The organism is Collinsella sp. An271 (genome assembly GCF_002159695.1).
Lineage (GTDB): Bacteria > Actinomycetota > Coriobacteriia > Coriobacteriales > Coriobacteriaceae > Collinsella > Collinsella ihumii.
In genome coordinates this window covers 72341-85991 of the sequence record NZ_NFJE01000003.1, presented here as the reverse complement: position 1 = coordinate 85991, position 13651 = coordinate 72341, and the positions used below count along the sequence as shown (strand labels likewise).

Genomic DNA, 13651 nt, shown 5'->3' with positions numbered 1-13651 from the left:
GCATGATCGCAGCGGGCGCGCTTCGGTGCACCTCTATCCACATGGGCACGACGCGAGAACCTACGCCTGGGCGCGCGCTCCGTCGGCGGGCGCCTCCGTCGCCTCGGCGGCAACGTTGGCGCGGCCCATCTCGGTCCACTCGGGCTCCTCGTCAGGCAGCGAGCCGGCCTGCTTGCCGAACAGCTCCTTCAGGCAGTTGTACGCCACGATGACGCCGAGCACCATGAGCAGGATGGCGAACACCAGCTGCAGACCGGACGTCGCGATCACCGCGGTGCCGGAGGCGGCCAGTGCGTTGATGCAGCCGAGCGTGCTCTGCACCAGCGAGGTGAACGTGCAGACCAGCAGGAAGGCGACGGGCACATACAGCATCCAGCCGCGACGACCCGTGCACTTGCAGAAGACGGCGAGCGTGATCATCGTCATGCCGCCCAGCAGCTGGTTGGAGGCACCGAACAGCGGCCAGATGTTGGTGTAGCCGCCGAAGGCCAGCGCAAAGCCGAGCACGAGCGTGAGCACCGTGGCGACCCAGGTGTTGGTGACGACCTTGGCCGCACCGGTGAGCTCGGCCTGCTCGTCCTCGAGCGCATCGTTGCTCTTGGCGAAGAACTCCTGGAAGGAGAGGCGGCCGATGCGCGCGACGGCATCAACCGAGGTCAGCGCCAAGGCGGAGACGCACATGGTCATGAACACGGTCGCCAGCGTCTGGTCGACACCGAACGCGGTCATGCCGCGGGCGATGCCCTGCGAGAAGATGGAGAACGGGGTTGCCGCGACGCCGTTGTTGAGGGCGCCGGTGCCCGCGGTGTTCAGATCGGAGAACATGATGGCGGCAACGACGATGGCGAGCACGCCCACGAAGGACTCGACGACCATGGCGCCATAGCCGACCGGCAGCATGTCCTGCTCTTTCTCGATCTGCTTGGAAGAGGTGTTCGTGGAGACCAGGCTGTGGAAGCCGGACAGGGCGCCGCAGGCGACCGACACGAACAGCAGCGGGAAGATGAAGCTGCCCTTGTCAGCGAGCGCCGAGATGTCAGCGACCATCGGCGCGGTCATCGTGGCCTGGCCGTTCGCTCCGAGCACGAAGATGCCCACCACGGCACACACGATCATGACGATCATCATGATGCTCGTGAGGTAGTCGCGCGGCTGCTTGAGCGTCTGGATGGGCATGGCGGCCGCGAACAGCAGGTAGACGGCGATAACGGCGAACCAACCGAACTTGGACAGATAGACCGGGAACTGCATGCCGATCGCGAACATGGCGACGAACAGCACGACGGCCAGAGCGAGCTCGCGCACGCCGGAGAGCTGGAAGCGGCGGTTGAGCCAGCCGAACGCGATGGCGACGAAGGTGAACAGGATGGAGATCGTGCCCGCCGTGCCGCCGGCATACGACGCAGCGGTGTCGACGGCGCCGGAGGCGTCGAAGGTTGCCTGGAAGGTCCCGGCGACCATATCGACGAACGCGGCGATCACGATGATGGTGAACAGCCAGCTGAACAGCAGGAACAGGCGACGACCGGTCCGACCGATGTACTTCTCGATAAGCTGGGCGAGCGACTTGCCGTTGTTCTTGACGCTCGCGTAGAGGGCGCCGAAATCATGCACGGCGCCGAAGAAGATGCCACCGACCAAGACCCACAGCAGCACGGGAAGCCAGCCGAACATCATGGCCGCGATCGTGCCGGTCACCGGGCCCGCACCGCAGATCGAGCTGAACTGATGCGAGAACGCGGTGAAGCACGAGGCCGGCGAGAAGTTCTTGCCGTCCTCCATACGGCGAGCGGGCGTGATCGCGTCGCGATCGACACCCCATTTCGCCGCAAGCCACCTGCCGTATCCCAGGTAGCCCGCAGCCAGCACGACTGCTGCCACCACCACTACGACGATTCCGTTCATACCAAAGTCCTTTCCCCGAAGCCCATCGAAACCAAAAGGGGGCCGTCGAACCAGTCGACGGCCCCCTTGCCCCAAGACCGCCCGAATCACCGGGCCGGCCTGCAACGTACCAACCCGTATCAGATAATCTCGGAAATAATCGATAGCGTGGTGATGGTGCGCATATGTTCGATAGCCTTCTTACATCGTGTTGCAGACGGTTGCCGCCTGCATTCCCTAACGAAGCAAGGCCTAGTCTACGCTTTAGCAAACGAAAGTCAAATCACCTTGTTTGATGTTACGGCTTTGTTTCTCCTTGAGATCGGCCGCGCTCGGAAAGGCGCACGGCACTCGGAGTCGCCCCAAGTGGCTAAAAAGTTCTGTTCTGCTGTATCGAACGCCCGGGAAACGCGGCCGACGCCCTCCGCTGGCGTCAAAATCTCCCTTGCAGGGGTCGAATCGGGTTGCCCTGATCGTTAATCTGAGCAATGTAAACGGCCATAAAAGACAGAGCGGCCGAATCGGGCACCTTCACCCGATCCGGCCGACAGCAAAACAGAAAAATCTAGCCACATTCGCGAACATGGCCTGCAAAAGATCGAGAGCGCGCTATCCGAGCAGGGCGCCGGCCACCGCTGCGGTGACGCTGTCGTCTGCCGACCAGGTGCCCTCGTCGTCGGAGGAGCAATCCAGCTCGAGCTCCACGCTCTCGGGTGCATCCTCCCGCGCCGCCTGCATCAGGCACTCCCCCATCCAGGCAAGCGTCTCCTCGGGCGATATCGCGGTCTCTCCGGCATCGGCGGCGCGCTGGTTCAAAAGCTCCTGCGCGCGCGTCGCGACATCGGTCAGCGACTTGCAGGTCAGCTCGACCGTTGCCGTCGCGGTCTTGGCCTCGTCGTCGACCTCGACGGACGCGATCTCGTATTCCATTCCCTCGAGCAGCGCGTTCAGGAACCCCTGCGTATCGACGCCCAGGCCGGAAAGCGCGCCCGTCGACTCCAAGTTGGAGACCATGGTCTGGCGCGCCTGTGATTCCTCATCGAGCAGCATATCGAAATCGGACGCGAGCCCGTCACGCACGATCTGCTCGGGCGACGGACCGAACAGCCCACATCCTCCCAGCGCAAGCGCGCAGGCAAGCGCACCTATCCCCGCCGCGTGCGCGACGGGCCTGTTCATCCTCATGTGCATCCTCCGACGACCCCGTGTCACACCGTCTGCGCTACTCCTTGGCGCCGTACTGCTCGTAATAGGCGTCGATGGCCTGCTTGAGGGTATCGTCGATCACCACGCGGCCCGCGACCTCGCGGTTGTAGAGGTGCTCGACGACCTCGGCCATGGACACGATACTCGCCACGGGGAACCCGTACTTCTCCTGGATCTCGCGCTGCGCGGTGTGCACGCCGCCCTTGCCGACCTCCATGCGATTCAGGCTCACGATCAGGCCCTTGACCTCGACATCGGCCGCGGCCTTGAGCTTGGGATAGGTTTCGTCGATGGACTTGCCGGACGTGGTGACGTCCTCGACCATGATGACGCGGTCGCCATCCTTGAGCTCGTAGCCGAGCATGCCGCCCTTGTCCGCGCCGTGGTCCTTGACCTCCTTGCGGTCGGAGCAGTACTTGACCTCCTTGCCGTACAGCTCGTGCAGCGCGATCGAGGTGACTACCGACAGCGGGATGCCCTTGTAGGCCGGCCCGAAGACGACATCGAAATCGAGGCCGAAGTTGTCGTGGATGGCGCGCGCGTAGTACTCGCCGAGGCGCTTGAGCTGCTCACCGGTCACATAGGCGCCCGCGTTCATGAAAAACGGAGACTGGCGGCCGCTCTTCAACGTGAACTCACCGAACTTGAGCACGTCGGACTCCACCATAAACTCGATGAACTCTTGCTTGTAGGCCTCCATGGCAATCCTCCCGGACATCTGACGCCGCGCGACGGCGGACATGAACTTCATGCCCCATCATACCAGCGCCGCCGCAACCGTGCGCGATGTATGGGCTCCTCGCCTCGGGTACCGGCCCGCCGCTCTCGCGCTGCCGCGATGGGTTGAAACGAACCCGTCCCCAATCAACCCACAGGCAACCCATCTCCTGAAAAACGTGTATATCGAGTTTGGTGCGATTTTTCGGTGCCTTCTGCCCACATGCGCCGCACCCCTCGGCATTTGCCCAGTTGTTTCCTGTGGAAATGCTGAGGGGTGTAGCGGTGGTGGAGAGATGTGCCTCAAAAATCGCACCAAACTCAGCCTACTTTCTTTATAGGTTTTAACTAAAACGGATTTTTATGCAGTTTTGTGATGGGAATATACACTCTGCGCACTTCCAGGCGTGCCCATAGGCTTGTGCCCAACCGGCGGCGGCGGGCGTGTCGAACAAAGTTGCCCGCGTGCCCGAGCAGGAAAAAATTATTTCGCACCGCAGGGTGCCAACACGCTCCCGTAAGCGTCGTGTAAAGTCCAATCTCACCTGCCTTTAACAGCTGTTTTCCTTCTGGAAAAAAATTTTCTACGGCTAGCGAAAAATGCTTGCAAATCGCCGTGTTGTTACGCCACTATAGTGGTAGTACGCACCCCGTGGTGCGCATCCTTTTAACACATCGTCAGCAATGGCGGTACGGCTCCGAAGAGGGGAGCCACAAGGAAAGGAGAGATACCGTGACACGCGCAATCGACAAGCTCGAGCCCTTCCAGAGGGCGATCACCAAGGCGCATCTCGCCTCCACCGGTGTCGCCATCGATTCTCTGGAGAACCCCGACAAGCCGCTGATCGCGATCGCCAACAGCTGGAACGAGATGTGCCCCGGCCACGAGCCCCTGCGCCAGCTCGCATCCGAGGTCAAGAAGGGCATCCTCGAGGCGGGCGGCGAGCCCATCGAGTTCAACACCATCGCCATCTGCGACGGTATCGCCCAGGGCCACGCCGGTATGCACTACAGCCTTCCGCACCGCGAGATCATCGCTGACTCCTGCGAGGCCCAGATCCTCGGCCTGAACGTCTTCGACGGCGTCGTGTACATGGCCAGCTGCGACAAGATCGTCCCCGCCATGCTCATGGCCGCCGGCCGCATCAACCTGCCCGCAGCCCTCGTCTCCGCAGGCCCCTGCTGGGATGAGATCAAGCCGAGCGACTCCAAGGCCCTGCGCGCGTCCTTCCTGCGCGGCGAGGCCACCGAGCTCGACGTCATCGAGGGCACGCTCAAGTACTACACCGGCCCCGGCATCTGCCCGTTCCTGGGTACCGCCAACACCATGTGCTGCCTGGCCGAGGGCCTGGGCATGATGGTCCCGGGTGGCGCGCTGCAGCCCGCCCCCACCGCCATGCGCCGCTTCCTCGCCCGTCGCACCGGCGCCGCCGTCGTCGACCTGGTCCGCAAGGGCATCAAGCCGAGCGACATCATGACCGAGGCCGCGTTCCAGAACGCCGTGACCCTGCTCGCCTCCATCGGCGGCTCCCTGAACGCCCTGCTGCACCTACCCGCCATCGCCGCTGAGCTCGGCCTCGAGGTCACCTGGGCGCAGGTCGCCGAGACCACGAGCCGCGTGCCGCTGGTCACCAACATCACGCCCAACGGCGATCGCTCCTGCATCAACCTGTACAAGGCCGGCGGCATCCCCGCCGTCCTCAAGACGATCGAGAAGGATCTCGACCTGTCGGTCATGACCATCAACGGCAAGACCATGGGCGAGAACCTCGAAGGCGACATCGAGATCGACCGCTCCATCATCCGCACGCAGGACGACCCCGAGTCCGTCGCCAACGGCATCCAGGTGCTCTACGGCAACCTGGCCCCCGAGGGCACGCTCGTCAAGACCTCCGCGGTCCCCGACGACCAGCACACCTTCGACGGCCCGGCCATGTGCTTCAACAGCGAGGAGGAGTGCTTCGCCGCCTACAACGCGCACAAGATCCCCGCGGGCACCGCGGTCATCATCCGCTACGAGGGCCCCAAGGGCGGCCCGGGCATGAAGGAGCTGCACCGCGTCACCGAGATCATGAAGGGCATTCCGGGCTCCGCGGTCATCACCGACGGCCGCTTCTCCGGCGCGTCCGGCGGCCTGTCCGTCGGCTACCTGTGCCCCGAGGCCGCTGAGGGCGGTCCGATCGCCCTGGTCCAGGATGGCGACATGGTCCACATCAACCTTGCCGACAACGCGATCTCCTTCGACGTCTCCGACGAGGAGCTCGAGGAGCGCCGCAAGGACTGGACGCCCGTCGTCCACGACTTCAAGGGCAAGGTGCTCGCCCGCTATCTCAAGGAGGTCGGCCCCGCCAAGGACGGCGCCCTGCTCGGCGCGTAACGTCTGCCAATAATCGGCGACTCAAGCCCTGGTTGGCTCAGCCAACCAGGGCTTTTTTGGTTGTGCAAATCGGGGACGTACCTGTTGCGTGCATGCATGCACGCAACAGGTACGTCCCCGATTTGCATGGTGCCGCTTGCCCCGAGGCGCACCAAAAAGCCCCGACCGGCGAGGATGCCGATCGGGGCGCAACCATGCGATGGCGCGAAAGCCTACTCGCCGCAGCCGCTCTCGATGAGCTCGACGAGCGCCTTCACGGCCTCCTGCTCGTCCTCGCCGTCGGCGGTGATGACGATGGTGGTGCCGCAGGCGAGGCCCTGGGTCATGAGGGCCAGCATGCTCTTGGCGTTCACACCGTCGCCCTCGGCGCCGGCCTTCTTGACCGTGACGTTGGACTTGAAGCCGGAAGCGGTCTTGGTGAACATAGAAGCCGGACGAGCGTGCAGGCCGGTCGCGTTGACGATGGTGGTCTCCTCAGAGTACATGGGAATCTCTCCTTTTCTATATTGAGCGCAAGCTCATCTGCGCCGGACACCCCTGCGGCCCGGACTATAACCTACCCCTTACTCTACCACGTAACAGCAACGTCACGCGCTACACCATCTCACGAACGGCCTCATGCAGGCGCTGACGGTCAGCCGGGTCGTCGCTGTTGTAGTGACGGGAGTTCACGATGTACTCCTCGATGGTGTTGAGGTTCTCCTCGGTCGGCTCGATACCCAGCTCGCCCAGCGTCAGCGGCAGGTCCATCTTGCGCATGAACTCGCGCAGCTCCTCCTCTTTGTCCTTTAGGCCGTTGAAGTAGAGCTGGCAGAACAGGCCCACGGCGACGATCTCGCCGTGGATGGCGTCGGCCGCCTCATGGGTGAAGTGCGTGCGGACGCCGTCGTAGATGACGTGCGCGAGCTCGGACTGACGGAAGCTCTTGGTGGTGTTGGCGATGACGCCCGTGGTGATGACGTTCAAAAACGCCATGTCGGAGAGGTTCTTGGTGACCTTGCCGGCACGGTTGTCCTCGATGGCGTCGAGCGCGATCTTGTCGAGCACGTCGTACACGTAGGCAGCCATGTTGAAGGCGGTGAAGACGTCGATCGGCGTATCCTCGAGGTGCATCTCGGGCTTGCCGTTCAGCATCTCGATCTTCTTGGCCATCGCGTCCATGACGCCCGCGGCGTTATAACGGTGCGGGCAGGCGGCGATGACGTCGAGGTCCATGTAGACGGCATCGATCTCGTGGTCGAAGCGCCAAGAGCGCAGCTTGCCGCCCTCAGCGGTGTACATGACGCTCATGCAGGTGAACGGTGCGCAGGTGGAAGCAGAGGTCGGGACGTTGATGGCGCCCAGGTGTGCCACCTCGCCCACCGCCTTTGCCAGGTCGGTGATCTTGCCGCCGCCGACACCCACGATCTCGTCGCAGCCGGCCTCGTGGGCCTTGGCGGCGAGCTCCTCGGCGCCCTCGTAGCAGCACCAGCCCGTCCAGATCTCGAGCTGCCAGGCGACGCCGGCGGCCTCCATGCTGGGGACCAGGCGGTCCTTGACGGCGTCCCAGGAGCGCGGGCCGGCGACGATCAGCATCTTGTTGCCAAAGCGCTTGAACTCCTCGCCGAGCTGCTCGAGCAGACCCTGCTCGCAGCGAACGCGACCGGCGCCGAACTTGATTGCGGTATCCAATTCAACTGCCATGATGCTTCCTTTCCCCGAAGTTGGCAATTTCCATGCACACGGTGCGGGCGAAACCCCTGCACTTCGCCCGCACCGTAGGTGCCGACTCACATTAGCCGCGCAGCTCGCGCACGGCAGCGGCGGCCTCGGCGGCGATGGCCTCGACGCGGGAGAAGTCGCCGTCAGCGAACAGGTTGGGCTTGACCATCCAGGTGCCGCCGGCGGCGATGATGGCGTCGCAGCTCAAGAAGTCGCGCACGTTGTCGGTGTTCACGCCGCCCGTGGGCATGAAACGATGGCCGACGAACACGCTGGCCAGAGCCTTGATACCAGCCAGGCCGCCGTACAGATTCGCCGGGAAGAACTTCGTCACGTCAAGACCGCGGTTGATCATGGCCATGATCTCGGTCGGGGTGACGGCGGCCGGGATGATGTTCACCTCGTGCTCGATGCACCAATCGACGGTGGCCATGTCGTAGCCGGGGGACACGATGAATTTGGCGCCGGCGTCGACCGCGCGCTTGCACTGGTCGAGGTTCACCACGGTGCCGGCACCGACCAGGATGTCGGGGCACTTCTCGGCCATCTCGCGGATGCAATCGGCGGCAGCGGCGGTGCGGAAGGTGACCTCAGCGGCGGGAAGGCCGCCGGCGACCAGCGCGTTGGCCATGGGAACGGCGTCCTCGACCTTCTCAAGCACCACGACGGGCACGACACCCGTCTTCTCGACCTGCTCGTAGAATCCGTTCTGCTTCATGTACTCAGTCGACATCTTGCTTCCCTTCTCTTGTCGATCTGCCTGATTCATCTATGCAAACAGGAGCCGCATGCGGCACCGCGCGCCTCACGGCAGGCAGGTGCACCAGACCTCCTGGTTATGGAAGATCGAGAAATCGTTGAACCCGAAGCGCTCCGCTGCGGGCTGCTCGCCGTCGCAGACGCGCTCGAGCAGCTCGAGCAGCGAAGAGCCCAGCTCGTCGATCGTCGATGCGCCCTCCACGGCGCCCGACGCGTCGAAGTCGATGTTGTCCGCCATGCGCGCCGCGCACTCGACGTTGCCCGTCACCTTGATGACCGGTATAAGCGGGTTGCCGATCGGCGTGCCGCGCCCGGTGGTGAAGATCAGCGCCTGGGCGCCGCCCGCCGTCATGCCCGACACCGACTCGATGTCGTAGCCCGGCGTGTCCATGATCACCAGGCCACGCCTGCCGGGTCGCGCACCGTAAGGGACGACCTCTATGATCGGGGAGGTCCCGCCCTTGGAGATGCCGCCCAGCGCCTTCTCCTCGAGCGTCGAGAGCCCGCCGGCCATGTTTCCGGGAGAGGGGTTCGCGCCGCGCACGTCGACGCCCGCCTCGGCAAAGCTGCGCTCCAACCCGCAGACGATCCGGTAGATATCATCCGCCACGTCCGGGGTCGCGGCGCGCGCGGCGAGCAGGTCCTCGGTGCCGATGAGCTCGGTCGTCTCGCCGAGCATCACGGTGCCCCCGGCAGCGACGACCGCGTCGCTCACCACGCCCGCCACGGGATTCGCCGCGAGGCCGCTCGTGGCATCGGAGCCTCCGCAGTTGGTGCCGAGCACCAGGTCGCCCAGGCCCATCTCGCAGCGCTCGGCACCCGCCGCGCGCTCCGTAAGGCCGCGCGCCAACTCGACGCCGTGCTCGATCGCGGCAGCGGAGCCGCCGCAGTCCTGGATCGTCATGACCTCGAGCGGCTTATCCGAGCGCGAGCGCACGACCTCGGCAAGCTCGTAGGGCTTGGTCGACTCGCACCCCAGACCGACGATAAGCGTGCCGAACACGTTCGGGTTGAGCGCGAGGTTCACAAGGCAGCGGCGCATGATCTCGATGCCGCTGCCCACCTGACCGCAGCCCTTGGAGTTCTCGACCGCCACGGCCCCGGGCACCGCATCGGCGATGCGCCGCGCGACCATGTTGGCGCAGCCGCATGTCGAGAGCACCATCACATGGTTGCGGATGCCGATGCTGCCATCGGGTCTTCGGTACCCCCTCATGCGCCCACCCCCGTCTTGATGCTTTCGATGTTATGGATATGCACGTACGAGCCGCGACCGATCGGCGACGTCACGCGCCCGATGATCTGGCCGTACTTGGTGACCGTGTCGCCCGCGTCGCGCTCGATAAGGCAGATCTTGTGGAAGCGCGGGATGTCCTCGCGCGCGGTCAGCATGCAGGCGACCTCGCCGCTCTTGGTGCGCACGCAGACCTTCTCGCCCGCGCTCACCGCGTCGATAACCGTGGCGACGTCATCCGATGCCGCCATGCGCAGCGCGCGCTTATCCATAGATCACAGAGCTCCCGTTTTCCTATTGGCCTACTGGTCGGATTTCTTGCCAAGCTTGGACAGCGGATCCTCGAACCGCGAGAACGCGATGGCGGGATACGCCTCGGCCACATGGTCGCAGATCCATTCGTAGGCGCCCTTCATGCGCGACTGACGAACCCACAGGCCGGACAGCTGCAGCACGAAGTAGACGCGGTCGGAGTGGTTGGCCTCCATCTGCTGCTTCATCTCGGGCGTCACCGTCTCGAACTGATCGGCGGTCTTGTAGCCCATGACCTCGAGCATCAGGTCGTTGTTGCTCGCGGCCTTGAGGTTGACGTTGAGTACCTGCGACCACGGCAGGTAGATGATGTCGTCGGGCTTGGTCATGTCCGTCACGCCGTCGAGGGTGTACTCGAACAGCGGGTTGCGGTTGGTCATCTTGCGGACGTTGAACGCCACGCCGGCCAGAAAGCACGCCGCCACCAGCACCGAGACGATCGGCCACACGACGGCGCCGCTGCCCTGCGTGAACCCGAGCCACAGGATGCACGCGGCGATGACCACATACGACAGGCTGATGGCGAACAGCCTGCGCAGGTCGTTATATACAACGAGCTTGTCCATAGGGGTAACCTCGCTTTGTTTCCATACTTAGCGCAGGACTTCAAGGAATCCCACGACGTCGGCCAGGCTGTCGAACGAGAGCACCGCGTCGCGGCGGATGGTCTCGCGGTTGCCTTCGGGCTGATCGAGAATCGGGTAGCCCTCGGTGACCGAATCCATATTCGTCAAGTCATCGAAGACGAAGCCCGACGTGAAGCCGCCGGCGTTGGCGGCGAGCACGCCCGCATGGCTGTCCTCGAGCACGAGCGTGTGCGCAGGGTCGGCGTCGATGAGCGCGGCCGCCTTGAGGAAGATCTCGGGGTCGGGCTTGCCGTTTTCAACCTGCGTGCCGTCCATGATGTAGGGGAAGGCGTGCGTGAGGTACTCGGCCTTCATGTACTCGTCGATCAACGGGCGGACCGAAGAGCTTGCGAGCGCATAGGGGATCTGACGCTCCTGCAGGTAGCTCAACAGCTCCAGCAGGCCCTTCTTCTTTCCCACACGGCCGTTTTGCTCCATGCGCACGGCCGTCTTCTGCTTTTTGATATATTCGCGCCATGTGGCGACGTCCTTGTCCTCGCCGAAGGCGTGGCGCAGCCCGGCGACGACCTCATGCTCGATCCTGCCGCAAAGACTCATGTAGAGGGCGGGATTCATCTGGAAGCCGAAGGCGCGCGCCGCGCGCAGGTACGCCTTGTAGCACAAGCGCTCGCTATCGAAGATGAGACCGTCCATGTCGAAAAGTACTGCCTGAAACGGACCCACAGCCCCGGCTCCTTTGCATCGAAAGAGGTGAAATAGACAAAAAAGTAGGCCTGCACCCTCCTGCGGGTGCGCGGAGAGGTGCAGGCCTGGAATCGGACGCGAGCGTTAGGCTCGAATCTCGTTAACCGGTTCCTCGCCGGCGACGAAGCGCTCGACATCGCCGACGCACTTCTCGCCCATGCCGCGCAGGCACTCCTCCGTATACGCGGAGATGTGCGGGCATACGAGAACCTTGGGATGGTTGAAGTACGGATCGTCCTGACGAGGCGGCTCGTCGTGCATGACGTCCATCGCGAGGCCCTTGACCGTGCCGTCCTCGAGCGCGGCCAGCATGGCGGGCTGGTCGATGAGGTCGGCGCGGGCGTTGTCCACCACGTAGACGCCCTTCTTCATCTTGGAGAGGGCATCGGCGTCTAGGATGTGGAACGACGTGGGGTTGAGGTCGGCGTTGAGCGTCAGGATGTCGCAGTTGGAGACCACGGTATCCAGGTCGGTGTACTCGAAGTCGACGCCCTGGGCGCGCAGGCCGTCCGCCCACTCGTCGCGCTGAACCGGGTCGCAGGCCAGAACCTTGAGGTCATAGCCGCGGGCCAGGATCTCCACGACGCGGGTGCCGATGTTACCGCAGCCGATGATGCCGAGCGTCTTGCCGGACACGCCATTGCCCACAAAGGAGGCGCGCTCCGCCCAACGGCCCTCGTTGGCGGCCACATGAGAATCGCTCACATGACGCATGCAGTCGAGCAGCAGGGCGACGGCGCCCTCGGCCACGGCGTCGCGCTCGACGAGCGGCGGCACGGTGGTCAGGATGCAGCCCGTTGCGTTGCAGGCCGCCACATCGACGTTGTTGTAGCCGATGCCGTGGCGGGAAAGCAGCAGCAGGTCGGTCTTGTGCTCGAAGAATTCAGCGTCGAAAAACGGCGTCACCGAGGAGATGATGATGTTGAAGTCCTTGAGGGCCTCGGCGAGCTCCGCGCCGTGGGCATCGCCCGCAACGCGGACGCGCTCGACGGTGCCGATCTTCTCGAGGCGCTCCATCTGATCGGGGAAACGCCTGCCGAACGACGAGGAGTTAACGATTGCGATGCGATAATCCATCTAAGTCGCGCATCCTATCTAATCGCAGGTGTACAACGGGTGGGGCTACTTGCCGCACTTGGCGAGAGCGGAGGCAAGGGAGACGTTCTCAGAAGACGGGATCTTCTGGAAGTAGACCGTCACGCCCGCGTCGCCGATGGCCTTGGCGATGTCGGCGTCGGCATCGGTCAGGCCGACGGACTCGATGACCTTGGTGGAACCCGGCTTGATGGCGATGCCGCCGACGTTGAGCTCCTTGATGGGCACGCCGCCGTCGACAGCGACCTTGGCGTATGCGAGGGACTTGAAGATCAGGGCGACCTTGTCGTCACCGAACTGGTTGGCGTTCCACTGGTCAACAAGACCCTGGGCGGAGAACACCTTGATCTTGAGGCCGCCGGTGGACTGGGTTGACTCGTAGATCTCCTTCATGAACTCGTCGTTGGCGGTGGCGTCATCGATGACGTAGGCAGAGTTGGTTCCCTTGCCCTTGGTCCAGACCTGCATGACCTGGCCGTGAACCAGACGATCGTCGATGCGCGCGAGGGTAATCTCAGACATGGTGGTTTCTCCAATCCCTGGTGGATGAACAGGAGGGGTACACGCCCCATTACAAGGTATGTACCCCAATTGGGACGATTAGCCCTTGAGGTTGGAACGGTTGATGAGGCGAGCGCCCATCTTGCCGGCCTCCAGGGCGATGCCGGCGAGCTCGTGGCCGTCCTCGACCATATCGAGCTGCTGGATGGTCTCGATGAGCATCGGCATGTTCACGCCGAGGATGACGTCGCAATCGACCTTACCCACGCACGCCAGCGCCACGTTGGAGGGGCTGCCGCCCATGAGGTCGCACATGATGATGGTGTGCGCGCCTGCCTCGTCGTTCTTCTCGACGATCGCGAACGCCTGCTCGCGCAGGTCATCGACGGACTGGCCGGGAACGAGCCCCAGGGCGTCCACGTTCTCCTGCTCGCCCATGATCATCTCGGCGCTCTTCTTGAGCTCGATGCCAAACAGGCCGTGCGTGATGATGAGAACCTTGTTCATGCGCTTGCTCTCCTTACTGCTCTAAAT

The 13651-nt window shown here is 63.8% G+C and carries 14 protein-coding genes; 1 reads left to right on the top strand and 13 read right to left on the bottom strand.

Annotation, left to right across the window (positions count from 1 at the left end; genetic code table 11):
* Nucleotides 1–60: 60 nt before the first annotated feature.
* The 3 genes from B5F74_RS03550 to pyrE all read right to left on the bottom strand — a co-directional run bounded on the left by B5F74_RS03550 (nucleotide 61) and on the right by pyrE (nucleotide 3790).
* A complete protein-coding gene (locus B5F74_RS03550) occupies nucleotides 61–1905 on the bottom strand; it encodes a carbon starvation CstA family protein (RefSeq protein WP_087200083.1) in 1845 nt (614 codons plus the stop codon).
* 588 nt (nucleotides 1906–2493) lie between these two features.
* Nucleotides 2494–3069 carry a hypothetical protein gene (locus tag B5F74_RS03545; protein WP_143753764.1) on the bottom strand — a complete coding sequence of 192 codons (576 nt, stop codon included), beginning with the start codon at nucleotides 3067–3069 and terminating at the stop codon, nucleotides 2494–2496.
* 37 nt (nucleotides 3070–3106) lie between these two features.
* On the bottom strand, nucleotides 3107–3790 hold the full coding sequence (gene pyrE, locus B5F74_RS03540; protein ID WP_087200367.1) for an orotate phosphoribosyltransferase: 684 nt from the start codon (nucleotides 3788–3790) through the stop codon (nucleotides 3107–3109).
* 750 nt (nucleotides 3791–4540) lie between these two features.
* Between pyrE and ilvD the strand changes: the two genes are divergently transcribed.
* Complete coding sequence (gene ilvD / locus B5F74_RS03535) at nucleotides 4541–6184, top strand: dihydroxy-acid dehydratase (protein WP_087200079.1); 1644 nt, start codon at nucleotides 4541–4543, stop codon at nucleotides 6182–6184.
* 212 nt (nucleotides 6185–6396) lie between these two features.
* Here the strand turns inward: ilvD and B5F74_RS03530 are convergent, their stop codons facing one another.
* The 10 genes from B5F74_RS03530 to B5F74_RS03485 form a co-directional block, all read right to left on the bottom strand.
* A complete protein-coding gene (locus tag B5F74_RS03530) occupies nucleotides 6397–6669 on the bottom strand; it encodes an HPr family phosphocarrier protein (protein ID WP_066829014.1) in 273 nt (90 codons plus the stop codon).
* A 109-nt stretch (nucleotides 6670–6778) separates the two neighbouring features.
* The gene (locus tag B5F74_RS03525) at nucleotides 6779–7867 is read right to left on the bottom strand and encodes an iron-containing alcohol dehydrogenase family protein (RefSeq protein ID WP_087200076.1); all 1089 of its coding nucleotides are present in this window, start codon (nucleotides 7865–7867) and stop codon (nucleotides 6779–6781) included.
* A 91-nt stretch (nucleotides 7868–7958) separates the two neighbouring features.
* Complete coding sequence (gene eda / locus B5F74_RS03520) at nucleotides 7959–8618, bottom strand: bifunctional 4-hydroxy-2-oxoglutarate aldolase/2-dehydro-3-deoxy-phosphogluconate aldolase (protein WP_187119098.1); 660 nt, start codon at nucleotides 8616–8618, stop codon at nucleotides 7959–7961.
* Between the two features lie 72 nt (nucleotides 8619–8690).
* Nucleotides 8691–9860, bottom strand: coding sequence for a UxaA family hydrolase (locus B5F74_RS03515; RefSeq protein WP_087200073.1), 1170 nt, complete (start codon nucleotides 9858–9860; stop codon nucleotides 8691–8693).
* Nucleotides 9857–10150, bottom strand: a complete 294-nt coding sequence (locus B5F74_RS03510) for a UxaA family hydrolase (RefSeq protein ID WP_087200071.1) — start codon at nucleotides 10148–10150, stop codon at nucleotides 9857–9859. Before B5F74_RS03510 ends, B5F74_RS03515 begins: the two co-directional genes overlap by 4 nt.
* A 30-nt stretch (nucleotides 10151–10180) precedes the next feature.
* Nucleotides 10181–10756 carry a hypothetical protein gene (locus B5F74_RS03505; protein WP_087200069.1) on the bottom strand — a complete coding sequence of 192 codons (576 nt, stop codon included), beginning with the start codon at nucleotides 10754–10756 and terminating at the stop codon, nucleotides 10181–10183.
* A 27-nt stretch (nucleotides 10757–10783) separates the two neighbouring features.
* Nucleotides 10784–11500 carry an HAD family phosphatase gene (locus B5F74_RS03500; protein WP_087200067.1) on the bottom strand — a complete coding sequence of 239 codons (717 nt, stop codon included), beginning with the start codon at nucleotides 11498–11500 and terminating at the stop codon, nucleotides 10784–10786.
* A 105-nt stretch (nucleotides 11501–11605) separates the two neighbouring features.
* A complete protein-coding gene (locus B5F74_RS03495) occupies nucleotides 11606–12598 on the bottom strand; it encodes an NAD(P)-dependent oxidoreductase (protein ID WP_087200066.1) in 993 nt (330 codons plus the stop codon).
* 45 nt (nucleotides 12599–12643) lie between these two features.
* Nucleotides 12644–13138, bottom strand: a complete 495-nt coding sequence (locus tag B5F74_RS03490) for a PTS sugar transporter subunit IIB (protein ID WP_087200064.1) — start codon at nucleotides 13136–13138, stop codon at nucleotides 12644–12646.
* A 78-nt stretch (nucleotides 13139–13216) separates the two neighbouring features.
* Nucleotides 13217–13624: a hypothetical protein gene (locus B5F74_RS03485; RefSeq protein ID WP_087200062.1), complete on the bottom strand. Its 408-nt coding sequence runs from the start codon at nucleotides 13622–13624 to the stop codon at nucleotides 13217–13219.
* Nucleotides 13625–13651: the final 27 nt, after the last annotated feature.